This is a genomic window from Shewanella sp. DAU305 (assembly GCF_026802235.1).
GTDB lineage: Bacteria > Pseudomonadota > Gammaproteobacteria > Enterobacterales > Shewanellaceae > Shewanella > Shewanella baltica.
Map to the genome: position 1 here is coordinate 1,711,236 of NZ_CP113808.1, position 23,616 is coordinate 1,734,851.

Sequence of the window (23,616 nt, forward strand, 5' to 3'; positions counted from 1 at the left end):
GCTTATGCTGTTCTCTCTATTATTTTATCGATTATCTATTTTTCAGACTGAATGACTAAAGGTGTTAATGTCGCGGTTGAATTTGCCATGATATAAGCAAATTGTGCGTAGGCGGCGACGTTTTGAGCCAATGCGGCAGGGTCAATCTTATCTAAGGTATCATTCGGTGTGTGGTGGTAATCGAAGTAATCGTGACCATCTTGCCTTAATGATGCAACTGGTACGCCTAGGGCTGGCAGCATAGACACGTCAGGCCCGCCAGAAGCTTGGTTGTTGCCGAGTGCGACACCATTGAATGACATAGGGCTGAGTGCTTGCTGTACCTCTGCAAATGCGCTCTCATTAACCTTAGTATCGATTTGATAAATTCGGCCCGCCCCAAAATCGGATTCCGCTGCTATGTAGTGCAGTAGTAATTCCGATTTATGAGCCTCTGCATAGGCTTTACCGCCCACGAGCCCAATTTCTTCAGCGGCATATAGCACCACTCTGACAGTACGAGCGGGTTTTACTGGAAGATCTTGAATGTGCTTAGCAGCAGCGGTCACTATCGCGACACCCGCCCCATCATCAATCGCCCCCGTACCTTCATCCCAAGAATCTAAATGAGCGCCAATGAGCACGATTTCATTGGGCTTACTGCTGCCCGTTACTTCGGCAATGACATTGTAAGACGTATTAAAGCCTGCATTTTTTGGTGACATCTGCAACTCAAGTAGAGCATCAGGATTGCGTTTTAGTAACGCATCGACCAAATCGGCATCAGGGTTTGACATGGCTGCCGCAGGGATCTTAGGCACGTCATCTTGGTAGCGCATAACACCTGTATGGGCCATGCGGTCATGATCTGTGCCAATAGAGCGGATAACTATAGCAACTGCGCCTTTTTGCGCTGCTGCGACGGCACCTTTTGAGCGGCCACCAACACTTTTGCCATAGCCTTCACCAGTAATGTGGCGCTCGGTTTTTTGGTCAATAAACGCAATCTTACCTTTTACGTCTTCAGGCTTGGCTTGTTGTAGTGCCTCTAGGCTATCAAAACGTGCGATTTTAGCTTGTATACCGCCTGCTGGTGTCGCAACGCTGCCACCAAGCGCAGTAATGACCAGCGGCTGCTCGACAGGGAAGGTTATTTTGGCTTTGGCTTCACCGCGTTCCCAAATGGGTACTTGTACTGGTTCTTTATAAACGCGGTCAAATCCAAGGCTGGTCAGTTTATTTATCGCCCAGTTAACGGCGATGATATCTTTTGGGCTTCCAGCTAGTCTGGGACCTACTTCAACCGTGAGAGATTCGACTATGTCATAACCTAATTGTGAAGCTAATGCTGTCTGTTGTAATTTAATGACGTCACTTGTCGGGGCTGTTTCTACCTGAGTTTGGCACGCACTTAAACTCCCGATTAAAAGACTCGAGAGAAGTGTTGTTTGATAGGGCTTCATTAGATTTCCTTTATTTTTATTAAGCATGTCCCATTTTTAAAAACAATCTAGCAAAAAGTGTGCTTTATGTCCCGACTATATCCGTAAGGCGACGCTATATTAGCGCAGGGGTTAGTTTTAGGAGAGAAAGTGCGTAATGAATATTGAATTAATGCAGGAGCGAGCCGATCATGCCGTAGTGCTATTAAAGGCACTTGCGAACGAACGCCGTTTATTTATTCTTTGTTATTTATTGAATGAAGGAGAAATGTGCGTTGGCGAAATGAATAAAAAATTAGGCTTAAGTCAATCGGCACTATCACAACATCTTGCTTGGTTACGCAAAGATAATTTAGTAACCACACGCAAAGAAGCGCAAACGGTATTTTATTCACTCAAGAGTGATGAAGTTCGGGAGATGATCCACTTATTGAACAACATTTATTGTCATTAATAGTGTTTTTCAGATATAAAAAAACCGGCAATTGCCGGTTTTTTTCATTTGCTATTTTATAGATTAAGCAGCGATTGCTTTGATCTTAGCGTTCAAACGAGCCTTTTGACGAGCGGCTTTATTCTTGTGAATAAGACCTTTAGTCGCCATACGGTCAACGATTGGTTGTGCAACAGCAAAAGCTTCTGCTGCTGTTTTGTGATCGCCTGCTTTAATTGCAGCGATTACTTTTTTAACGTATGTACGTAACATTGAGCGACGGCTGGCGTTATGCTGACGACGCTTTTCAGATTGAAGCGCGCGCTTCTTTGCAGACTTGCTATTAGCCAAGGTGCAACTCCTAAAAACTGGATTTGATACTTTTAAAGGCCGAGGAATATGCCTGCATTTAGTCACTTTGTCAATGACTATGATTGAATATTCATCATAAAGATAAATTAATCCAACCTGCCTTGGCTATCTTCGACCCAACTCGTGTAATATGTGGCGCAATTCTAGCAGCTATTACCGCAGTGTGACAGAGCCTGAATCGATTTTTTGAGATGTATCACCTAATCAATTCGATATGGGTCTGGGGGACGTTTGAGTAGAAAATTATTAAAATCTGGTCTGATTGTTAGTGCTATGACATTGATATCCCGTGTGTTAGGTCTTGTTCGGGACGTCGTCGTTGCTAACTTGATGGGGGCAGGGACAAGTGCAGACGTGTTTTTCTTCGCCAATAAAATTCCTAACTTTTTACGTCGTTTGTTTGCAGAAGGGGCTTTTGCACAAGCCTTTGTGCCGGTTTTAACTGAGTATCAAGAGAAACATACCGCGGAAGAAACACGTGACCTGCTGAGTAAAGTCGCAGGCACATTAGGTTTGTTGGTGACGATTGTGACGCTTGTGGGCGTGGTGGCTTCGCCTGTGTTATCAGCCTTATTTGGCGGTGGTTGGTTTATCGCTTGGCTTAACAATGAGCCCGACGGCGCTAAATTTGAACTCGCCACCGTAGTGCTTAAAATTACTTTTCCTTATTTGTGGTTTATCACCTTTACCGCACTGGCTGGCTCGATTTTAAACACCCGAGGCCGATTTGCGGTTTCGGCGTTTACCCCTGTATTCCTCAATGTGGCGATTATTACCGCGGCCATATTTTATGCGCCAACATCGACTCAACCCGAAATCACCCTTGCTTGGGGCGTTTTTTGTGGCGGATTAATCCAGTTCTTATTTCAAATTCCTTTTTTGTTGCGTGAAAAAGCGCTCGTTAAACCCTCGTGGGGTTGGCATCACCCTGGAGTGGTGAAAATCAGAACCTTGATGATCCCTGCGCTATTTGGCGTATCGGTTTCACAGATTAACCTGTTATTTGATACCTTTATCGCCAGTTTTTTGATGACGGGCTCGATAAGCTGGCTCTACTATGCCGACCGTTTATTGGAGTTTCCCCTTGGATTGTTTGGGATCGCGATTGGTACTGTTATTTTGCCTGCGTTGTCGCGAAACCATGTCAATGCTGAAGGTGCGGGCTTTGGCTTGACGATGGATTGGGGAGTTAAAGCGATTCTGCTGCTAGGTCTTCCTGCCATGATGGGGTTGATCATCCTCGCAAAACCTATGCTGATGGTGTTATTTATGCGCGGCGCTTTTTCGATGCATGATGTTGAAATGGCTTCATATAGTTTGATGGCTTACGGTAGCGGTTTACTCAGTTTTATGCTGATTAAAGTACTCGCTCCAGGTTATTACTCCCGCCAAGATACCAAAACCCCTGTGCGTTATGGCATTATCGCCATGATCACCAACATGGGCTTTAACTTATTGTTTGCTATTCCTTTTGGATATGTTGGACTGGCGATTGCGACTTCAATGTCAGCATTGCTCAACGCCACTTTACTTTATCGAGGATTGCATTTAGCCGGCGTTTATCGCGTTTCTAGGCCGACTATGGTGTTTTTTGCTAAAGCCGTGGTCTCTACCGCCTTGATGGTGGTAGTCTTGTATTACTTTTTACCTTCGCAACAAATTTGGTTAGATTGGCATTTGTTCGAGCGTGCAAAAGCCTTGATAGGCTTGATTTTAGCGGGGGCAGTCAGTTACTTGTTGGGACTGCTTTTGCTCGGAATTCGTCCTTGGTCAATTAAACGGGGAGTTTGATTGCTGATTCTCATCGCTAGCTGTTATATAATCAGCCGATTTGCGCTTGGCAGTTGTCTAAAGTTATGGAATTAATCCGCGGTATACATAACATTTTGTCATCCCACCACGGGTGTGTATTGACTATAGGTAATTTTGACGGCGTCCATCGTGGTCATGCACAAGTGATTGCGAACTTAGTGCAGAAGGCAAAGCAGTTATCGCTGCCATCTACTTTGATGACGTTTGAACCTCAGCCGCAGGAATTATTTAGCGGCGACAATGCGCCAGCTCGTTTAAGTTTATTACGTGATAAAGTCATGTTGCTCGATGAACTTGGGGTTGAACGGTTAGTGTGTGTTAACTTTAATCGCACTTTTGCCAATCAACCTGCTGAGCATTTTATTGAAGAATTGTTGGTCCGCAAACTCGGTGTTAAATACCTAGTGGTCGGCGATGATTTTTGTTTTGGTCAGGGCCGTAAAGGCAATTTTGAGATGCTTGTGCAGGCAGGTATTCAATATGGCTTTACTGTGGTCAGCACCCAAAGTTTTATGCTGGGCTCGCTAAGAGTGAGCTCAACCGCCGTGCGTGAACAATTGGCTAAGGGTAATCTTGAGCAAGCAAGACGCTTGCTCGGTCATCCTTTTACCTTGAGTGGTCGTGTCGCGCATGGGCAAAAAATTGGCCGCACCATTGGTTTTCCCACAGCCAATATCGCCTTAAAGCGCAATGTTGTACCGGTACGCGGTGTGTTTGCGGTCAAATGTTATTGGGATAACAGCGATATTTATGAGGGCGTAGCCAATATTGGGTTCCGTCCGACAGTGAACGGTCAAGTGTGTCAGCTAGAGGTGCATCTTTTTGATTTTGAAGGTGACATTTACGGCAAACATGTTGAGGTCGAGTTGGTGGCTAAACTCCGTGATGAGCAACCTTTTGACTCATTGGATGCGCTAAAACAACAGATTTTAAATGATGCAAATGAAGCCAGAGCTTTATTTGGTAATGATGCAGGCTGAAATTTATCAGTTTAATTAACGGTATAGGATCAATGAGCGACTATAAATTTACTTTGAATTTGCCGGAAACAGAGTTTCCGATGCGTGGTAATTTGGCAAATCGCGAGCCAGAGATGTTAGAGCGCTGGACAAAAGACGGTTTGTATCAGCAGATCCGTGATAGCCGAATTGGCCGTACTCCCTTCATTTTGCATGATGGCCCACCGTATGCGAATGGCAGTATTCATATTGGTCACTCAGTTAATAAAATCCTAAAGGATATTATTGTTAAGTCAAAAACCATGTCTGGTTTTGATGCGCCTTATGTGCCGGGTTGGGATTGCCACGGTTTGCCTATCGAGCTGAAAGTTGAGCAAAAAGTCGGCAAGCCTGGTCAAAAAATCTCTGCGGCAGAATTCCGCGAAGAATGCCGTAAATACGCAGCTGAGCAAGTTAACGGTCAACGTGAAGACTTTATCCGTTTAGGCGTATTGAGCGACTGGCAAAATCCGTACCTGACGATGGATTTTTCAACCGAAGCTAATATCGTGCGTTCTTTATCGAAAGTGATTGAGAGCGGTCATTTGCATAAAGGCGTTAAGCCAGTGCATTGGTGTACCGACTGTGGTTCTGCCTTAGCTGAAGCTGAAGTGGAATACGAAGACAAAACATCACCCGCTATCGATGTAGCGTTTGTTGCTGCTGACAGCAAAGACGTTGCGGCTAAGTTTGGGGTAAGCGATTACTCACATCCTGTTTCTATGGTGATTTGGACTACCACGCCATGGACTCTGCCTGCGAACCGTGCCTTGTCTTTAAGCCCTGAGCTTGATTACAGCTTAGTTGAATTCGAAAAAGATGGTGTTACGCAAGCGCTTATTTTAGCTGAAGTATTAGCTGAATCTTGCCTGACTCGCTATAACGTAGAAAGCCATACTGTGCTTGGCTCTGCCAAAGGCGCAGCGTTTGAGCTTGTCCGCTTTAATCACCCATTCTTAGATTTTGATGTTCCGGCAATTTTAGGCGATCACGTCACGACGGATGCGGGTACTGGTATCGTTCATACTGCACCTGGTCATGGTCAAGACGACTTTGTGGTTGGTCAAAAATACGGTTTAGAAGTGGCAAACCCTGTTGGCGACAACGGTGTATACAAGCCTGATACCGAGTATTTTGCTGGACAACATGTCTTTAAAGCCAACGATAATGTTGTTGCTTTACTGAGAGAAAAGAGCGCCTTGCTGAATCATGTGGCTTATCGTCATAGCTATCCACATTGCTGGCGCCACAAAACACCGATCATCTTCCGTGCGACGCCGCAGTGGTTCATCTCTATGGATAACCATGGCCTACGTACGCAAGCATTGAAAGAAATTGAACAGACCCAATGGATCCCTGATTGGGGCCAAAGTCGTATTGAAAAAATGGTTGAAAACCGCCCTGACTGGTGTATCTCACGCCAACGTACTTGGGGTGTGCCTATCACGCTGTTTGTGAATCGTGAAACCGAAGAGCTGCACCCAGATAGTGTGTCGCTAATGGAACGCGTAGCGAGCCGTATTGAACAGCAAGGCATCCAAGCTTGGTGGGATCTCGATGCCGCCGAATTATTGGGTGACGAAGCAGAGCTATACCGCAAAGTAACTGATACCTTAGACGTTTGGTTTGACTCGGGTTCAACCTTCTCGTCAGTGGTCGCGGCTCGTCCTGAATTCCACGGACACGGCGTTGACTTGTATCTTGAAGGTAGCGACCAACATCGCGGCTGGTTTATGTCATCTTTGATGATCTCAACCGCAATGAATGGCAAAGCTCCGTATAAGCAAGTGCTAACTCACGGTTTTACCGTCGATGGTAAAGGCCGCAAGATGTCAAAATCTATCGGTAACGTGATTGCGCCACAAACGGTAACCAACAAATTAGGCGCCGACATTCTGCGTTTATGGGTTGCTGCAACTGACTATAGCGGCGAGATGACGGTTTCTGACGAAATCTTAAATCGCAGCGCCGATGCTTATCGTCGTATTCGTAACACTGCCCGTTTCCTATTAGCCAACTTAAATGGTTTCGATCCTGCTAAGGATTTAGTCGCTGTTGAAGATATGGTGGCGTTAGATCGTTGGGTTGTGCGCCGCGCTGCTGCGCTGCAACAGGAAATTATTGAGGCCTATGAGCAATATAACTTCCATATCGTGACTCAAAAACTGATGCAGTTCTGCTCGGTTGAGTTAGGCAGTTTCTATCTGGATATCATCAAAGATCGCCAATACACGGCTAAGCAAGAAGGTCATGCGCGTCGTAGCTGTCAATCTGCGTTGTATTTGATCTCTGAGGCCATGGTGCGTTGGATTGCGCCAATTCTAAGCTTCACAGCTGACGAAGTATGGCAACTATTGCCTGGCGAGCGTGATACTTATGTCTTTACTCAAGAATGGTATCAAGGCTTGAAATCAGTCACCTTAGCGACGGATTTGAGCGACGACTATTGGCAGCAACTGCTGATCGTGCGTAACGAAGTCAATAAAGTGATTGAACAAGCTCGCCGTGACAAACGTATCGGTGGTTCATTAGAAGCGGAAGTGACCTTGTTTGCTGATGCAGCGTTGACTGAACAATTAACCCATATCGGCGATGAGCTAAGATTTGTGTTATTGACCTCTGAAGCCAAAGTCTTGCCTTTAGCGGACGCGACATTGGAAGCGGTTGAAACTGAGCTTGCGTCACTGAAATTAGTGGTTGCTTCAAGCACTGCTGAGAAATGTGAGCGTTGTTGGCACCACAGAGAAGAGGTCGGCACGATTGAGGCCCACCCAACACTCTGTACTCGCTGCGTAACAAACATTGAAGGCGACGGCGAAGTTCGCCTGTTTGCGTAAAGGATCTGTATGCCATTAACTTGGAAAGACAGTGGCTTACGTTGGTATTGGGTAGCTGTATTGGTGTTTTTTGCCGATCAGCTATCTAAACAATGGGTCTTAGCCAATTTTGATTTACATGAATCGCTGAATTTATTGCCTTTCTTTAATTTCACTTATGTACGCAACTACGGGGCCGCCTTTAGTTTTTTAAGTGATGCCGGTGGTTGGCAGCGTTGGTTATTTACGATTGTTGCAGTTGGATTCAGTACTTTACTGACTGTGTGGTTGCGTAAGCAATCCGCTTCGTTGTTGAAACTGAATCTGGCTTACACCTTAGTGATTGGTGGCGCCCTAGGCAATTTGGTCGACAGATTAATGCACGGTTTTGTGGTTGATTTTATCGATTTATTTTGGGCTAAGAGCCACTATCCAGCTTTCAATATCGCCGATTCGGCGATTTGTATTGGTGCTGTGTTGATCATTTGGGATGCATTTTTAAGCGGTAAATCTGAAACAGATAGCGCCGAAGGGGTTAAAAAGTGACTGTGACGCGATCTTTACTATGCCATATGAATATTGTGCTTTCTGATGGTTCAACCGCAGACAGCACTAAAGCTTCGGGTAAACCAGCTCGATTAAATGTGGGTGATGGTACGTTAAGTCCTGCATTTGAGGCGCAATTGGCAACGCTTGCTGAAGGTGATAAACACAGTTTTACCCTTGAAGCGATTGATGCCTTTGGTGAATCAAATCCTGATGCTATTCACTATCTAGACAGAAGCCGTTTTCCGGCAGACATGAGTTTAGAAGCTGGCGTGATTGTCAGTTTTGCTGGCCCTGGTGGCAGTGAAATCCCGGGTATTGTCCGTGATGTAGCGGGTGATTCCATCACAGTCGATCTGAATCATCCTCTGGCAGGGCACAAGATCACTTTTGAACTGGACGTTGTAAAGGTACTTTAAGATGAAACTCGATCCTACCAGCCCAAGTTTGAATATTATGCTCGCGAACCCGCGTGGTTTTTGTGCGGGTGTTGATCGTGCTATCAGTATTGTAGAACGGGCGTTGGAATTGTTTTCACCGCCTATCTATGTTCGCCATGAAGTCGTACATAATCGCTATGTCGTGCAGAATCTGAAGGATCGCGGTGCGGTTTTTGTCGAAGAGTTAGATCAAGTGCCGGATAACAACATTGTTATCTTCAGTGCCCATGGTGTATCTCAAGCGGTGAGACAAGAAGCTAAGGCTCGAGGGTTGAGAGTTTTCGATGCGACTTGTCCCTTAGTGACCAAAGTGCACCTTCAAGTGACGCGTGCAAGCCGTAAAGGTATTGAATGTATCTTGATTGGCCACGAGGGGCACCCTGAAGTCGAAGGCACTATGGGTCAGTATGATAATCCTAACGGCGGCGTTTATCTGATTGAATCGCCTGCCGATGTGGATGCTCTCGAAGTTCGCGATCCTAACAATCTCTGCTTCGTGACCCAAACAACTTTATCTGTCGATGATACGTTAGACATTATTGCCGCGTTGCAAAAAAGGTTTCCTTCAATTGAAGGACCTCGCAAGGACGATATCTGTTATGCAACACAGAATCGTCAAGATGCGGTACGTAATCTGTCTGCAGATGTGGATTTGTTGATTGTTGTTGGTTCAAAAAACAGCTCTAACTCTAATCGGTTACGCGAGCTCGCATTGAAGACCGGAACCCAGTCTTATCTGGTGGATACTGCTGACGATGTTGAATCAAGCTGGTTCGATAATGTTTCGCGTGTTGCTGTTACCGCAGGCGCTTCTGCACCTGAGGTCTTAGTTCAACAAGTTGTCCAAGCGATTGCAAAACTCGCCCCTAGTGTGGTAACTGAAGTCGAAGGCCGTAAGGAAGACACTGTCTTTGCGGTACCTGCCGAACTGCGCTAAATCTATGTGATGTTAAGTTATTTATAAAAAAGAGGCGATAAGCCTCTTTTTTATTGCTTCAAATTCATTCAAGGCATAATGATGTCAATGCTTATATGCTATTGTTACTGGCTACTTACATTTTACTCATCTATTATTAACTGTTGGTAATTTTTTGTCGTAAGACTAAGGTTTTTAAAGGGTAAATGGCTGAAAAACTTGTCAAAAATATGGCTAAATTCGAACGATTGACACAAAAAGACTTTCAACGAGGCTTCTCATTAATTGAGGTGCTTGTTGCATTGGTGATCTTAGTCATTGGCTTAATTGGTATTTTTAATCTGCATATCGTTGCAAAGCGTGGCAGCTTCGAGTCTTTCCAAGAAACACAAGCCTCTTACTTGGCAAATGATATGATAAATCGAATTAAATTAAATCGTACCCAGATGAGTCTATATGCTGATACATATTCTAGTGTCACTTCTTCACCTACCCCTAATTGTAAAGGTGCTAATTTATGTACGCCTAGTCAACTGGTATTAGCTGATAAATACGAGTGGAAACAAGCAATTTTTGGTGAGTCAGAGAAAGTTGATGGAAAGGCTGTTGGTGGATTAGACACTCCGACAGGGTGCGTAATTGTGGCTGGTAATGTAGTTACAGTGTCTTTAGCGTGGAAAGGTATCAGTAGTACATCAGATGCGGGTGGTAATTGTGGTACGGCAAGTACTCGGCGACGCGTTTATTCAATCCAAACAGTGATTATGTAGATGAAAAAGTCAGTTGTTAACCTAAAATACTTTCAAGTGGGTATGTCACTTGTTGAACTAATGGTTGCTATGGTTATTGGCCTATTTTTAACTGCTGGTGTATTCACTATGTTTAATATGTCTTCATCTAATGTCACAACGACCAGTCAGCTTAATCAGTTACAAGAAAATGGTCGAATTGCATTAGCGATTATGGAGCGAGACATCACTCAGCTCGGTTTTATGGGGGATATGACAGGTACTGATTTTATTCTTGGCAGTAATACGACTGTTGATACGGCAATTTCTGGGATGGATTGTATTGGAGCAGGATTGAATAATGCCACTTTGCCCAATGATCAACCTGCACATTTTAGATTGTTATGGGGTTATACAAGTACAAGTAATAGTGCTACTTCACTAGCATGTTTGTCTGGTGTGAAATCGGACACCGATGTGCTTCAGCTAAAACGATTAATTGGCCCGACAGCTGTAGCTAGCGCAACAGGGTATTACGTTGCTTCAACATCGAGTCAAGCCATATTTTTTAATTCAGCGGCTCCTTCGGCCGTACTTCCTAATGCTCGAGTCTGGGAGTATCAGCATCATGTTTATTATATCGATGAAGCTAATAGTATTCCTATGTTAAATCGAAAAACGCTGACTAATTTAGGTATGAATAATGATGAGCAACTAGTTGAAGGGATTGAAAATATTCGTTTTTTATACGGTTTTGATAATGATGGGGACGGTACGCCTGACAGTTTTATACCTGCCTCAGGTGTTACATCATTAATGTGGGATAACGAAGGATTTCAACGGTTAGTTGCCATTAAAGTGTATGTACTGGTTCGAGCAATTAAAGCCGATAGCACTTTTACCAATGAAGCGACCTACCAATTAGGTGATAAGGAAATTGATGCATTTAAGGATCATTTTCGACGCAAGGTGATGTCAACAACGGTGGTATTGGAAAATCCATTACTAATCCGTAATTAGTTGAGGCAACAATGAAAAAAAAATCAATGAAAAATCAAAGAGGGGTCGTGCTATTTTTTGCCTTGATAGTGTTGATTATTATGACCTTGATTGGCGTCGCTTTAGCAGTAAACTCCACACAGTCGTTGCGAATGGCTGGAGCTGGTGCAGAACGAATAGAGGCGATAGCAATCGCTAACGGTGCGCTAGATAGTGTCATTAGTAAATATAAAGGTGAAGCATTTGCCAATATGGCTGTTTCTCAACCAGATAGTTTGCTTGGTGGGAAACAACGTTTAGTTCCAATGCCATGGGATGGGACGGTAAAAGATGTCAGTTGCCAACGTAATAGTAAAGCAAATGGCGCCAATTTAATTAGCTGTCGTCGGCTTGAAGTAGAAAGTGCTAGAACATTTGGTAGAGAGAACTTAGGCCAATTAGAAGTTGTTGCAGGTATTGAGCAAGAAGTGCTTACTGGGAGCTGAAAATGTTGAAAATATTAACCTTCATCTTTGTATTCGTTTTGATTGGTATATCAAGTCAATCACATGGCGATGACACTGAACTCTATGTATTTGAAACTGCCACGGATGCCGGTGCACGCCCTAAGGTACTGATTATATTTGATAACTCTGGCAGTATGGACACTAAGGAGAATGTCCCTGACCCTGATTTTATTCCCCCTGCTGACTATGATTCTGACTATAACCCATCAACCGATTATTCTGGTACTGGTATAAGTGATGTTATTTATTTCTCAACGAGTTCTAGTGCTAATCTTGAGTCTTTATTAAAGTCAAATCAGAGTTTTTATAGTAAATATAATGGTTGTCACCAAAGTTGGGCGCCTTTGTCTGATATTGGTTTTTTTAAAGGGCGTGTAGGTGAGTACTATAAATCTAAAAGTTGGAGTTGGAATAAACTTAGAACCAACGAAAGTTTAACAACGAAAAGATATGTAGATTGCTTGGAAGATATAACTGCAGAAGACCCGATAAACTCGAGCGATTACGGTACGTTAGGTTTTCCAAAGGACGGTACTAAAAATGATAGATATACACATGTCTCTAGCCCATCAGAGAATGGTTGGGCGGCTGCTATAAATACAGCTAAAAGTACAGATATAAGAACATTAGACTCAGTAACTCTTTACTCTAAAAACTATCTATTATGGTATAAAAAACTTAAGGATGGCGCTATTCCAATCGTTTCAAAGAAACGTATTGATATTGCAAAAAAAGCGATTTCGGATGTGATTAAAACTACACCCTCAGTTGATTTTGGCTTGGCAGTATTCAACACTAATTATAACTCTTACGGAAAAGATGGTGGACGAATCGTGTCGGGTATTCGAGATATGAGTCCGGGGACGACTCCTGGGATTGCTGCGAGAAACAATATACTCACAAAAATAAATCTATTAAATCCCGAAACAAACACACCATTATGTGAGACATTATTTGAGGCATATCGATACTTATCTGGTGGGGCGATAAAATTTGGTCATGAGGATAATAATAGTCCTAGTTGGGATGTAAGTGTTGAGTCTGGTTCAGACTATATGTCTCCGCTTAAAATCTGTACTGATATGGCGTATGTTATTTATATAACCGATGGTGCGCCAAATTATGATAATACTGCAAATACTTCAATAGTGAGTATTACTGCTAAGGCTAATAAACTGGGGGATTATACAGCAGTATCAGCTAAAAACGCTGGTGGTCAGTACGAAAGTAATTATCTTCCTGCGTTAGCGAGTTATATGTACCATAATGATTTGGTTAATAAAAATGATGATAATGGCGATAATCCACTACAAAATGTGAGAACTTTTACTATTGGTTTTAGCTCAGGTGCCGATGATGCTGCACCTTTGTTGATTGAGACGGCTAAGCGTGGTGGAGGGAAATATTTTGCGGCGCAAGATAGCTTACAGTTAACGAATGCATTATCGGATGCATTGAGCTCAATTTTAGAGATTGATTCAAGTTTTACCTCACCCAGTATCGCGAGTAATAACTTTGATCGTACTCAGACTTTTGATTCAGCATATTATGCGATGTTTTTACCTGGTAAAGGTCCACGCTGGACTGGTAATCTTAAAAAGTTAAAAGTGAATTCTAGCGGAACATTGATAGATGCCAAAAAAAGTATCGCCATTGGTGACAATGGTAATATTAAGAAAGAAGCATGTACGTTTTGGACTAATTGCAGTGGCGGTACCGATGGTAATCAAGTAGAAATCGGTGGCGTGGCACAAATGCTGGAAGGGCTTACTAAAAGAAAGGTATTGAGTAATACCGGCATTGGTAATGGACTCGAGGAGCTTACAATCGCTAATGCCGCCAATGGCAGTAATGCTGATTTAGCTGCTTATATGAGTATTGATGAAACCGATCTTGATTCAACATTCAAATGGCTATTGGGTGTCGATGTGGACGATGAGGATGGAGATAACAGCACCACAGACAATCGTAAAGATATTATGGGAGATCCATTACACTCCAAACCATTAGCAATTAACTTTGGAACGAGCGAAGTCCCAGATATTAGAGTTCTTTTAGGAACTAACCATGGGTTCTTGCATATGTTTAAAGACTCAGGAGTGAGTGTTGATGAAACATGGGCATTTATTCCCTATGAACTACTACCAAACGTACCAATATTACGTGAAAACTTACCTGGAGGTCATTACGTATATGGTATGGATGCATCTCCGGTCGCTTATGTAAAAAGTGGTGTCGATGGTAATAAACCAAGTGATGTTTGGGTTTTTGCTGGTATGAGGCGGGGTGGCTCTTCGTATTATGCCTTAAATGTAACGTCTCCAGATACCCCTAGCTTAATGTGGACCATAAATCCTGATACATCGGGCTTTTCTGAACTAGGACAAACTTGGGCAGAACCGATTATTACCTTCATTCCCGGGCATAGTACACCTGTACTTATTTTTGGTGGTGGATACGATGTTAGCTACGATTCAACCCCTTCTAATGCTCCTTCAGGAAGAAATGTTTATATTGTTGATGCTAAATTAGGGACTTTATTACATACATTTGGCCCTTCGTCAGGCACTAATGTTACCGTATTACCTGGAATCATTGATAGTATACCTAATGCAGTTGCGGTATTAGATAGTAATAATGATGGTGTTACTGACCGAATTTATGCTACTGATACTGGTGGTAATGTTTGGCGTATGGATTTACCTAGTAAGGATGAGAAGACTTGGACTGCCTATAAATTTGCTTCATTAGGTGGAGATTTAGCCGCGGATAGACGTTTTTTTGCAGAACCAGTGGTTGCTCAAACTACATTTAACAATATTGCTGAGGTGTCTGTTGTGGATCCCGTCAGTGGTTCTAAGACCGTGACTAAAAATTATCAAAATGTGCCTTACGACGCTATTGCCATAGGTAGTGGAAATCGGCCTACACCCTTATCTAAATCTACTGAAGATATGTACTATATTCTTCAGGACCGTAATGTCATCACTAAGAGTTATGGTGGTAGTGGTAATTCAGCTGTACCTGCTGCGATTACGTTAAATAATTTATATAATGTAACTTCAGCACCTCCGAAAACTGAGGCTGAAAATATAGAATTTGGTAAGAAGCTTGGATGGTATTATGATTATCCAACCGCGGGGGAAAAAAGTCTAACGGCCAGTTTAATCGTTGACGGAAAGGTTTATTTTACTTCATTTGTTCCTCCATCTCAGTCAGTATCAGACACAGTATGTACTGTTTCTGGTTTGGGGCGACTTTACGTTTTTGATTTGCATAAAGGCACTCGTACACTCTCCAGTGTGTATTATGAGTTAGGTGAGCGAGTTCCGGATACACCGCAGATAGTTATTCCCACTCCTGAATCAGGAAAAGATCCATATATTTATATCATTGGTGTTGGAAAAGGTGAAAAGCGAGATGATGGTGAATATAGCGGAACAATAAATGTAGGCTCAGGATTAGGGGTCAATAAAATTTATTACCATATAGATGATAATTAATGTAGATGAGAGTATGAAAGAAAATAAAGGTTTTACGTTAATAGAGCTAATGATTACGGTTGTTATTATAGGGATTCTAGCTTCTGTTGCTTATCCTTCTTATACGCAGTATGTCATTAAAAGTGCACGTTCTGAGGGCGTAGCTGCCGTTATGCGAGTTGCTAATTTGCAAGAACAGTATTATTTAGATCATCGAACATATACAACCGATATGACTAAATTAGGATTAGATAAAAATCCCTTTATTACGGAACATGGACACTACAGTGTATCTTCATCCGGTACAATAACGACAACAGTTACTGCAACGGCAGTAGGTGTACAAGCATCTCGAGATGCAACAGTCTGTCCAACTATTACATTGACTAGTGATGGAATTAAAGGGCCTTCAGAGGAGTGTTGGAAATGAATAAGTTAAGATATGGTGTTTTTGCAGCATTAATTGGGTTTAATTGTAGTGCTGCTGAAAGTACTCAAGATTATAAGTGTTATATTAAATCCTCATATGGCAATGAGTACATCGTATTTTTTAAATGGAAGGATAAAGATGTAGGTCGACATATGGCAGCATTGCCTGCAACACAATTAACAGATCGAATGAGTAGGAAGTATTTTGTTAAATCGGTTAATGAGTGTGTCACAATGGATAAGGAGTTTGTTTTAATTGCAGCAAGGGAATTAGACCTGCAGACACTGAGGTAGTATTCAAAAAGGATAATTAAATTTATGTGCATCCCACCTTGTCATTGCTATATTTAATAAGCCCTGATGTTGATATATTAACACTGCGAGAACTGGAAGATTTCCCTGCCGGACAGTAAATAAAAGTGCCTCCGGAGGAAAGGCCATCTGGAGAGAATGTTATATGTTCGCCATTTTTATTATTGACTATAATTTTGGGTCCTTTAACATTGTCATTAGCATTAAAGCTGTCTATAGACCGTAAATTTTTAGTGGCGCCAATATAGATTCTAATACCATTATTCCAGTTTTCTCCACATGACGACACGTTAGCAAATGGACAGACATTAACTGTTGTACCATAGTTTATCGCTTGATTTCGTGCAAAAGCCATAATGTCATGTATTTTTTCAATATTACTATTTGCTCTAAAGCCTTCATACATAGATATGAGTGAAGGAATTCCAATAGTTAATAGTAAAGCTGAAATTACAATCGTAATCATTAATTCAACTAAGGTAAAGGCTCGTTTTTTACTATGCATAATTCTATCCTCACTTATATTTTATAAAGTATAAGTGAGAATCGTATTTCTTTCAGCATAAATCAATAGAATATAACATCTAAATATAATATTTAGCTTGATAATGGGTAATTCATTGTTCTGGCTAACTACATCTTATGTTGTTTTCTGCAGAAAAACGTATACGTCCAGCTTGATTAACAATAACAGCTTTTGAATAAGGGCTTGTGGCTGATGAGGGGCAATATTTGAGTGTTCCATTTGTACCTGATGCTAGTCCGTCAGGCCGAAATCGAATCGACGTACGATTGTATTTAACTGTGTCTTTTGAATCAAAAGCATTTGTCATATAGAGTATTTTATCGCTGTCATCTAGTTGGCTATTATTGTTAGTGTCAATGAATACTGTTAGTCCAACTTGCCAATTTTGTACGCATTTTTCATCGATAACAGCACATGCTGTCACTGTTCTGTTAAGGGTGATTGCTTGATTACGTGCAAATTGTAGCGTTTGTTGGATAATACGTATGCTGCTATCTGCTCTATATTGGGTATAAACATCAGTTAAGGATGGTACTCCTCCTGTAAGCAAGATGGTTAAGACGGCAAGTGAAATGATAAGTTCTATCAGGCTAAAGCCTTTTTGATGAGTGTTCATAACAAATCCCTGTTATTTTGCGCTTGCATCCCGCGAGCGAGTTAGTTTTGGCTAGAATGTAAGTATAAAGTCTGGCGCTATAGTTATAGTGCTTTTTTTAGACTTTTATGTGCTAAAAGCGATTTTGTAGAAACTGTGTTTTATGAGTAAAGCACTACATTCACTTCAATGTTGACCTAACCCCGTGTAAGCTAGTGTTATTCTGTTTGTTTATGTTATTGCAAGGGATGAGGAATTTTTAATGAAAAAAGTTGAAGCCATTATTAAGCCATTTAAATTAGACGACGTAAGAGAATCCCTTGCTGAGATTGGCATTACAGGTATGACGGTTTCTGAAGTCAAGGGCTTTGGTCGCCAGAAAGGGCATACAGAGCTCTATCGTGGTGCTGAATACATGGTGGATTTTCTGCCAAAAGTGAAAATAGAGTTAGTGATCCAGGACGATCTGCTCGACCAAGCAATTGATGTGATCGTTGAAACTGCCCGCACAGGAAAGATAGGCGATGGTAAAATTTTTGTTACTGATGTCGAGCGAGTGATTCGTATCCGTACCGGTGAAGAAAACGAAGAAGCGGTATAAGCTGCTTAAGAACGATTCTAAAGGGCTTAGTTGCCCTTTTTTGTTGGCTAAGCTGATGGAAGTACGGCTGAGTTTCTGAAATATCTTTAATGCAAAATCGTCAGTTTTACTGAACTAATGTAGTTATCTCTTATCTGTAACATGGTATAACTGAGCCTCGCAAATGAGTTTTATGAGGTTGTCATTTTGGCTACAAAAAGAATAGTGATCGTGGGCGGTGGTGCAGCTGGTTTAGCACTTGCATCTAAGTTGGGCCGTAAATGGGGCGGTAGTGATGTCGTCGATGTGTGCTTAATTGACCGAAGTCCTATTCATATTTGGAAGCCTAAATTACACGAAGTTGCTGTTGGCGTGATCGATCAATCTATTGAAGGTTTACTCTACCGCGATCATGGGCTTAAAAATGGTTACCGCTATATTCGCGGTGAGATAGAGCAGTGCGACCCTGATGCTAAATCGATTCAGTTAGCCGCCGTCTATAATGACGAAGGCGAGTTACTCTTAGAGCAGCGACAAATCGATTATGATTTTTTAGTCCTTGCTCTTGGTGGTGTTTCTAATAGTTTCAATACATTAGGAGCTGATGAACACTGCATCTTCTTAGATAGCCTCGAAAATGCCAACCTATTCCACCATAAATTACTCGACGCATTACTCCAATTAAACGAAACACAAGAAAGAGTCAGTATTGGCATTGTTGGTGCTGGTGCGACCGGTGTTGAATTGGCGGCAGAACTTCATCATGTGATTGAATCCGTTAAAGAGTATGGCTATCTGAATATTGCTACACATCATCTTGATGTGCATTTGATTGAAGCATCACCCAAAATTCTCCCCCAATTACCTGAGCGTGTGAGCGCTAGGGCGCAGGCAGTTCTTGATAAGATAGGTATACGTTTACATATCGGTGTTCAAGTTAAAGAAGTGACTCGTGATGGTTTTATTACCCAAGATGGGGATGTGATTAAAGCGGGCTTAAAAGTCTGGGCGGCAGGTGTAAAAGGGCCAAAAGCGTTTCAGAACTTTACAAAATTGCCCATTACGCCGCGAAATCAGGTTGAAGTTGATGACTGCATGCGAGTCAAGGGCCATCAAGATATTTACGCCCTTGGCGATTGCGCTCTATTGATCCAAAGTTCTGGTCAGCCTGTTCCACCAAGGGCGCAAGCTGCGGCACAGATGGCTGATACTTTGTTTGATAATATCGTTAATCGATTACAAGGTAAGCCTGAAAAGGCCTTTGTTTACAAAGATTACGGTTCATTAGTGTCTTTAAGCCGCTTCTCTGCGGTAGGTAATTTGATGGGGAACCTACGCTCTGGCACTTTCTTTGTCGAAGGGCATATTGCAAGATTGATGTATATCTCTTTGTATCAGAGGCATTTAGCCAGCCTTTATGGTTGGTTTTCGGCAATAGTGTATCGAGTGGCACAAAAGTTATTGAGGTGGCAGCGTCCAAAGCTCAAATTACATTGATTTCTATGTAATGTAGGGCAAAAAAGAGAGCAAATATGCTCTCTTTTTTTATTGTTTAGGAATTGCTGACGAGTCACGAATGATAGGTTCAGGTGTAAAGGTCTTAGAATATATCGCATCCTGCTCGCGACGTTTTGCTATTAATAATTCCGTTGCGACTTGCGCTATTTCTGCGTTTGGCTGATGTACTGTGGTGAGTTTAGGCCAGGTTTGACGTGAGAATGGGCTATCTTCGAAACCGACAATCGATAAGTCTACTGGGATATCTAAACCCGCTAAACGAGCAGCAAAAAGTGCTCCAGCGGCAATTTCATCATTACAAGCCACAATCGCAGTCGGACGATGTTTTAGTTTAATAAGCTTATTCGCACCGTCAACACCAGACTCAAATGAGTACTTCCCTTCAATTATGTAGTTTTCATTCAGTTTCAGGCCATTTATTGTTAATGCTTGTTTAAAACCAAGTAACCGTTCTTTAGTGGATTCATGGTGTAAATCCCCACTTAAAAACGCAATATGCTTGTGGCCTAAGTCAATCAGATGCTGGGTGATTTCAACTGCACCAAATTTATCGTTGACTAAAATAGTCAATCCATTCTGATCGTTGTCCTTTTCACCTGCAATAATGCGCACATAGTTAGCATCAATCTCAGTAAGCGCTTTGAGTACTTTCGGATCTTCTGACAAGGGAGGCGTCAGTACTAATCCCGCTAGCCTAGAATATTTGACTAGTGCAGTAAGCTCATCACAAATGGTCTCTGATTTGGCATTGCAAGGATGGATGACAAGTTCATAGCCCTTGTCTTTACAGGCTGCCAAGATCCCATTTTGCATATCAATAATGTAGTAAGCGTTTGGATTATCGTAAATAAAACCAATAGCATAGGATTTAGTACCCGCGAGGTTTCTCGCCGCTAAATTCGGTTGGTAGTTAAGCGCTTTTATCGCCTCGTTCACTTTGTCAACTGTGGCCTGCTTTACTGAAGGTTCGTTATTGGTGACACGGGATACTGTCTTGATAGACACTCCAGCATATTTAGCTACGTCGTTGATAGTGACTTTCATTGATGTAAAAACTCTTTGTCTAAGGTCGCGAAGGGTTAACTGTTCTATGAACGTAAATTCTTTACCAGCAATTTACAAGCTTACATTTTTATCAGTATTTTCTTACTTATGCGTCTTATAGTGCGAGCTTTTGATGTGCTTAGCAATCCTGAATTGTTACAAATTGGCGTTAATTTATCGTTGTTACAATTATGCTTGGAGTTGTAAATTTACGTCATAATATTAAAGCTCATGTTTTATAATGATTTTTAATAAAATTACTGATTCAAAATTCTGCTTTATGACATTTTTTTGCTTCCATCGTTATTTTGTTGTGGCAAGGCTGTTAATTATTGTGTAATGTTTGCACTAGACATGACAGCGTTGTCATTCCGCAGGGAATGGTTATGAATACTAAAATGATAATAAAGTTATGGAAGGGAAACGAGATGCGACCATCAATCTTTAAGAAAACTGTACTAGCAACAAATATTGCTATCCTACTCGGCAGTGCTGTATCCATCAGCGCTGTCGCTGCAGATGCCGCGGCAACCACCGCAGCACCAGAAAATATTGAAAAAATTGAAGTTCGCGGTATGAGAGCATCAATGAAGGCATCAGTTAACGATAAACGTTTTTCTGATGCTGTAGTAGATGCTGTTACTGCTGAAGATATTGGTAAGTTTCCTGATGGAGACGTGGGTGAGTCATTAGGTCGTATTCCTGGTGTCGCAGTAAACCGTCAGTTTGGTCAAGGTCAGCAAGTATCGATCCGTGGTGCTTCTAGCCAATTAACCAGTACTCTGCTAAATGGTCATTCTGTGGCTTCAACGGGTTGGTTCGACCAACAAGCAATTGACCGTAGTTTCAATTACAGCTTATTACCACCAGAAATGGTTGGTGGTATTCAAGTATTTAAATCATCTCAAGCAGATATTGCTGAAGGTGGTATTGGCGGTACTGTAATTGTTAAAACACGCAAACCATTAGACTTAGATGCTAATTCAGTATTCTTAAGTGCTAAGGGGGACTATGGCACTGTATCTGAAGAGATAGACCCGCAAACCTCAGGACTTTATAGCTGGAAAACGGAAGATGAAAAATTTGGTTTCTTAGTTGCAGGTTCTTTGGATAAAACTCAATATCAACGTAATGGTATTGAGTCTTTGCTTGGTTGGGGAGAGATCGTTCCGACCACATTCCAGCAAGATCGTGAACGAACAGCTGTAAATGCTGCATTCCAATACAGACCAACTGACAATCTTGAGTTTGGTTTGAATTTGATGAGCCTTCAACTTGATGCAAACAATGCTAACACTTCAATTTTCTTATTCCCTACTCAACAAGGTGAAAATACTTGCCTTAAGAAAAATGCTGCAGGTGTTTGTACATTAGTTGAACACACAGGTAAAGGCGGTTTTGCTTGGGCTCAAACTTGGGCACGTAAAGCTAGCATGTCATCTGACACTATTGATTTAGATTTTGCATATCAAGCAGATGCTTATAAATTAGAAGGGCGTATCGGTAAAACTAAAGCTGAAGGCGGTACCGATATAACTTCAAACTATGGTCAGTCTATTGGTAAGCCTGAAGATTTCGCGGGTACTTATGATGCTACTGGTGATGTAATTGGAATCAACATTGCTAATAACTCATTTGATGCTTCAGATTTCAATGGGCAATTAGAAACAGCGGGTTGGGCGCTCAAAAAACAACCTAATACAGATGAAGAGTCATTTGCGACATTTGACATTACCATTCCTGTTGAACTAGGCGCTATCACATCATTTAAGTCAGGGATTAGCTATGCTGATCATGATGTTACACAGACGACAGAAGCTGCCAAATCATCCAATATAGTGGCAAAAGATGCTTCGGCTTATTATTCTGGCACTATGTCATCAGGTGCTGGCTTCACGTTACCAAAACCAATTTTTGATAACATGATTAATGATGCTTATGCAGCTATTGATGGTTTTACTCTTGATAAGTCTGGATATGGCACTCTGCAAGAAAAGAACTTAGCACTCTATACTATGGCTACATTTGCTGGTGAAGGTGTGCGCGGTAACTTTGGCTTAAGATATGTTTCTACTGATGTTGAGTCTGATTATTATGCATTTAGTAAAACAGGTACTTACGCAGATGGCTTAAGTACTGATAAAGCCAGTTATAACGATGTGTTACCAAGCGTGAATATTGCATTTGACCTTGCCAGTGATTTAATTTTAAGAGCCTCTGCCGCTCAAGTTATTTCACGTCCAAATTATGCTGATTTATTCGCTACGTCTAAGTTACCAGGTTTCAATGACGGTACTCCTGGCAATGAGAAGAAAGTCACAGGTAGCGTGAATTTACAGCCTTTTAAAGCTTCACAAGCGGATGTAAGCTTGGAGTGGTACTTCAGTGGTGAAGGTTTATTTGCTGCAACATATTTTATTAAAGATGTGAGTTCATTCATCTCTACAAGAGAAAAACTGAATCAACAAATCGGTATTGAAGATCCTAACTTAATTGCTGCCGGCGGTAGTACATGTGGTGCAGGTATTTACGATTGTTGGACAGTGAGTGAGAATTATAACGCTAACGGTGGTTCAATTGACGGTATCGAGCTTCAGTTACAAGATTCATTCGATAGTGGTTTAGGTTACTCTGTTAACTACACATTTGCAGACGCTTCATCACCAGCTGAAAATTATGCAGATCGTGTTGGAGTATTCTCTGACTCATCCAAACATACTGTAAACTTAGTTGGTTACTACGAAATGGATGATTTTTCTGCTCGCGTAGCTTATAACTGGCGTTCTGAATACATGATGCGTGAATTACCAGGGTTCTATGGTAACCGTGAACATCAAGCGTATGGTACCTTAGATTTAAGTGCGAGCTATAATCTAACAGATTATCTGTCGTTAACTTTTGAAGTGGTTAACTTGCTTGAAGAAGATAGCATACAAAAAGGTGTATCACCTGTAGATGCTGAAGGTGTTATCAGTGAATTTAAAGATAACTATCCAGTATGGAGCTTCGATGGTGAAGCCCGTTATAAACTGGGTGTAGCATTACGCTTCTAATGTAGATGTTGTGATTGATAAGAGCCTAGCATTTGCTAGGCTTTTTATTATTTTCTATAAAATATTAAATTAAATGTGTTAATTTTCGTG

Annotated in this window: 21 protein-coding genes; 16 read left to right on the plus strand and 5 right to left on the minus strand. The window is 41.8% G+C overall.

Annotated elements, in window-relative coordinates; translation table 11 throughout:
* Window positions 1–35: 35 nt before the first annotated feature.
* Window positions 36–1,442 (minus strand): M28 family metallopeptidase, encoded by a 1,407-nt coding sequence (locus OX890_RS07410; RefSeq protein ID WP_126491356.1) that lies wholly within the window; start codon window positions 1,440–1,442, stop codon window positions 36–38.
* Window positions 1,443–1,578: 136 nt separating this feature from the next.
* Between OX890_RS07410 and OX890_RS07415 the strand changes: the two genes are divergently transcribed.
* Window positions 1,579–1,875 (plus strand): ArsR/SmtB family transcription factor, encoded by a 297-nt coding sequence (locus tag OX890_RS07415; RefSeq protein ID WP_006084975.1) that lies wholly within the window; start codon window positions 1,579–1,581, stop codon window positions 1,873–1,875.
* 63 nt (window positions 1,876–1,938) lie between these two features.
* Here OX890_RS07415 and rpsT read toward each other — a convergent pair whose 3' ends face one another.
* Window positions 1,939–2,205 (minus strand): 30S ribosomal protein S20, encoded by a 267-nt coding sequence (gene rpsT / locus OX890_RS07420; RefSeq protein ID WP_006080633.1) that lies wholly within the window; start codon window positions 2,203–2,205, stop codon window positions 1,939–1,941.
* A 252-nt stretch (window positions 2,206–2,457) separates the two neighbouring features.
* Between rpsT and murJ the strand changes: the two genes are divergently transcribed.
* The 12 genes from murJ (at window position 2,458) to OX890_RS07480 (ending at window position 16,192) form a co-directional block, all read left to right on the plus strand.
* Window positions 2,458–4,017 carry a murein biosynthesis integral membrane protein MurJ gene (gene murJ, locus OX890_RS07425; RefSeq protein ID WP_063883429.1) on the plus strand — a complete coding sequence of 520 codons (1,560 nt, stop codon included), beginning with the start codon at window positions 2,458–2,460 and terminating at the stop codon, window positions 4,015–4,017.
* 65 nt (window positions 4,018–4,082) lie between these two features.
* Entirely contained in the window at window positions 4,083–5,018 is a 936-nt protein-coding gene (gene ribF, locus OX890_RS07430; RefSeq protein WP_012088524.1) for a bifunctional riboflavin kinase/FAD synthetase, read from the plus strand.
* 32 nt (window positions 5,019–5,050) lie between these two features.
* The gene (ileS, locus tag OX890_RS07435; RefSeq protein ID WP_268650358.1) at window positions 5,051–7,873 is read left to right on the plus strand and encodes an isoleucine--tRNA ligase; all 2,823 of its coding nucleotides are present in this window, start codon (window positions 5,051–5,053) and stop codon (window positions 7,871–7,873) included.
* A gap of 9 nt (window positions 7,874–7,882) precedes the next feature.
* Window positions 7,883–8,398: a signal peptidase II gene (lspA, locus tag OX890_RS07440; protein ID WP_126491358.1), complete on the plus strand. Its 516-nt coding sequence runs from the start codon at window positions 7,883–7,885 to the stop codon at window positions 8,396–8,398.
* Complete coding sequence (fkpB, locus tag OX890_RS07445) at window positions 8,395–8,817, plus strand: FKBP-type peptidyl-prolyl cis-trans isomerase (protein ID WP_006080638.1); 423 nt, start codon at window positions 8,395–8,397, stop codon at window positions 8,815–8,817. The genes lspA and fkpB overlap by 4 nt, the downstream gene beginning before the upstream one ends.
* A gap of 28 nt (window positions 8,818–8,845) precedes the next feature.
* Window positions 8,846–9,775, plus strand: coding sequence for a 4-hydroxy-3-methylbut-2-enyl diphosphate reductase (gene ispH, locus OX890_RS07450; RefSeq protein ID WP_170927454.1), 930 nt, complete (start codon window positions 8,846–8,848; stop codon window positions 9,773–9,775).
* Between the two features lie 185 nt (window positions 9,776–9,960).
* On the plus strand, window positions 9,961–10,524 hold the full coding sequence (gene pilV, locus OX890_RS07455; protein WP_172599560.1) for a type IV pilus modification protein PilV: 564 nt from the start codon (window positions 9,961–9,963) through the stop codon (window positions 10,522–10,524).
* Entirely contained in the window at window positions 10,525–11,502 is a 978-nt protein-coding gene (locus OX890_RS07460) for a PilW family protein (protein WP_126491359.1), read from the plus strand.
* Window positions 11,503–11,528: 26 nt separating this feature from the next.
* Window positions 11,529–11,966 (plus strand): pilus assembly PilX family protein, encoded by a 438-nt coding sequence (locus tag OX890_RS07465; RefSeq protein WP_126493464.1) that lies wholly within the window; start codon window positions 11,529–11,531, stop codon window positions 11,964–11,966.
* A gap of 2 nt (window positions 11,967–11,968) precedes the next feature.
* A complete protein-coding gene (locus tag OX890_RS07470; protein WP_126491360.1) occupies window positions 11,969–15,490 on the plus strand; it encodes a pilus assembly protein in 3,522 nt (1,173 codons plus the stop codon).
* 13 nt (window positions 15,491–15,503) lie between these two features.
* Window positions 15,504–15,899 carry a type IV pilin protein gene (locus tag OX890_RS07475; protein ID WP_126491361.1) on the plus strand — a complete coding sequence of 132 codons (396 nt, stop codon included), beginning with the start codon at window positions 15,504–15,506 and terminating at the stop codon, window positions 15,897–15,899.
* On the plus strand, window positions 15,896–16,192 hold the full coding sequence (locus OX890_RS07480) for a TapY2 family type IVa secretion system protein (RefSeq protein ID WP_268650359.1): 297 nt from the start codon (window positions 15,896–15,898) through the stop codon (window positions 16,190–16,192). Before OX890_RS07475 ends, OX890_RS07480 begins: the two co-directional genes overlap by 4 nt.
* A gap of 22 nt (window positions 16,193–16,214) precedes the next feature.
* Here OX890_RS07480 and OX890_RS07485 read toward each other — a convergent pair whose 3' ends face one another.
* Together OX890_RS07485 and OX890_RS07490 are read right to left on the minus strand one after the other, a co-directional pair.
* Complete coding sequence (locus OX890_RS07485) at window positions 16,215–16,715, minus strand: GspH/FimT family pseudopilin (protein ID WP_126491363.1); 501 nt, start codon at window positions 16,713–16,715, stop codon at window positions 16,215–16,217.
* A 124-nt stretch (window positions 16,716–16,839) separates the two neighbouring features.
* Window positions 16,840–17,352 (minus strand): GspH/FimT family pseudopilin, encoded by a 513-nt coding sequence (locus OX890_RS07490; protein WP_126491364.1) that lies wholly within the window; start codon window positions 17,350–17,352, stop codon window positions 16,840–16,842.
* A 241-nt stretch (window positions 17,353–17,593) separates the two neighbouring features.
* Between OX890_RS07490 and glnB the strand changes: the two genes are divergently transcribed.
* Window positions 17,594–17,932 carry a nitrogen regulatory protein P-II gene (gene glnB, locus OX890_RS07495; protein WP_012088533.1) on the plus strand — a complete coding sequence of 113 codons (339 nt, stop codon included), beginning with the start codon at window positions 17,594–17,596 and terminating at the stop codon, window positions 17,930–17,932.
* 186 nt (window positions 17,933–18,118) lie between these two features.
* A complete protein-coding gene (locus OX890_RS07500; RefSeq protein ID WP_006084988.1) occupies window positions 18,119–19,408 on the plus strand; it encodes an NAD(P)/FAD-dependent oxidoreductase in 1,290 nt (429 codons plus the stop codon).
* Window positions 19,409–19,456: 48 nt separating this feature from the next.
* Here OX890_RS07500 and OX890_RS07505 read toward each other — a convergent pair whose 3' ends face one another.
* A complete protein-coding gene (locus OX890_RS07505; RefSeq protein ID WP_006084989.1) occupies window positions 19,457–20,473 on the minus strand; it encodes a LacI family DNA-binding transcriptional regulator in 1,017 nt (338 codons plus the stop codon).
* 428 nt (window positions 20,474–20,901) lie between these two features.
* Here OX890_RS07505 and OX890_RS07510 point away from each other — a divergent pair, with 428 nt between their 5' ends.
* Complete coding sequence (locus OX890_RS07510; RefSeq protein ID WP_126493466.1) at window positions 20,902–23,526, plus strand: TonB-dependent receptor; 2,625 nt, start codon at window positions 20,902–20,904, stop codon at window positions 23,524–23,526.
* Window positions 23,527–23,616: the final 90 nt, after the last annotated feature.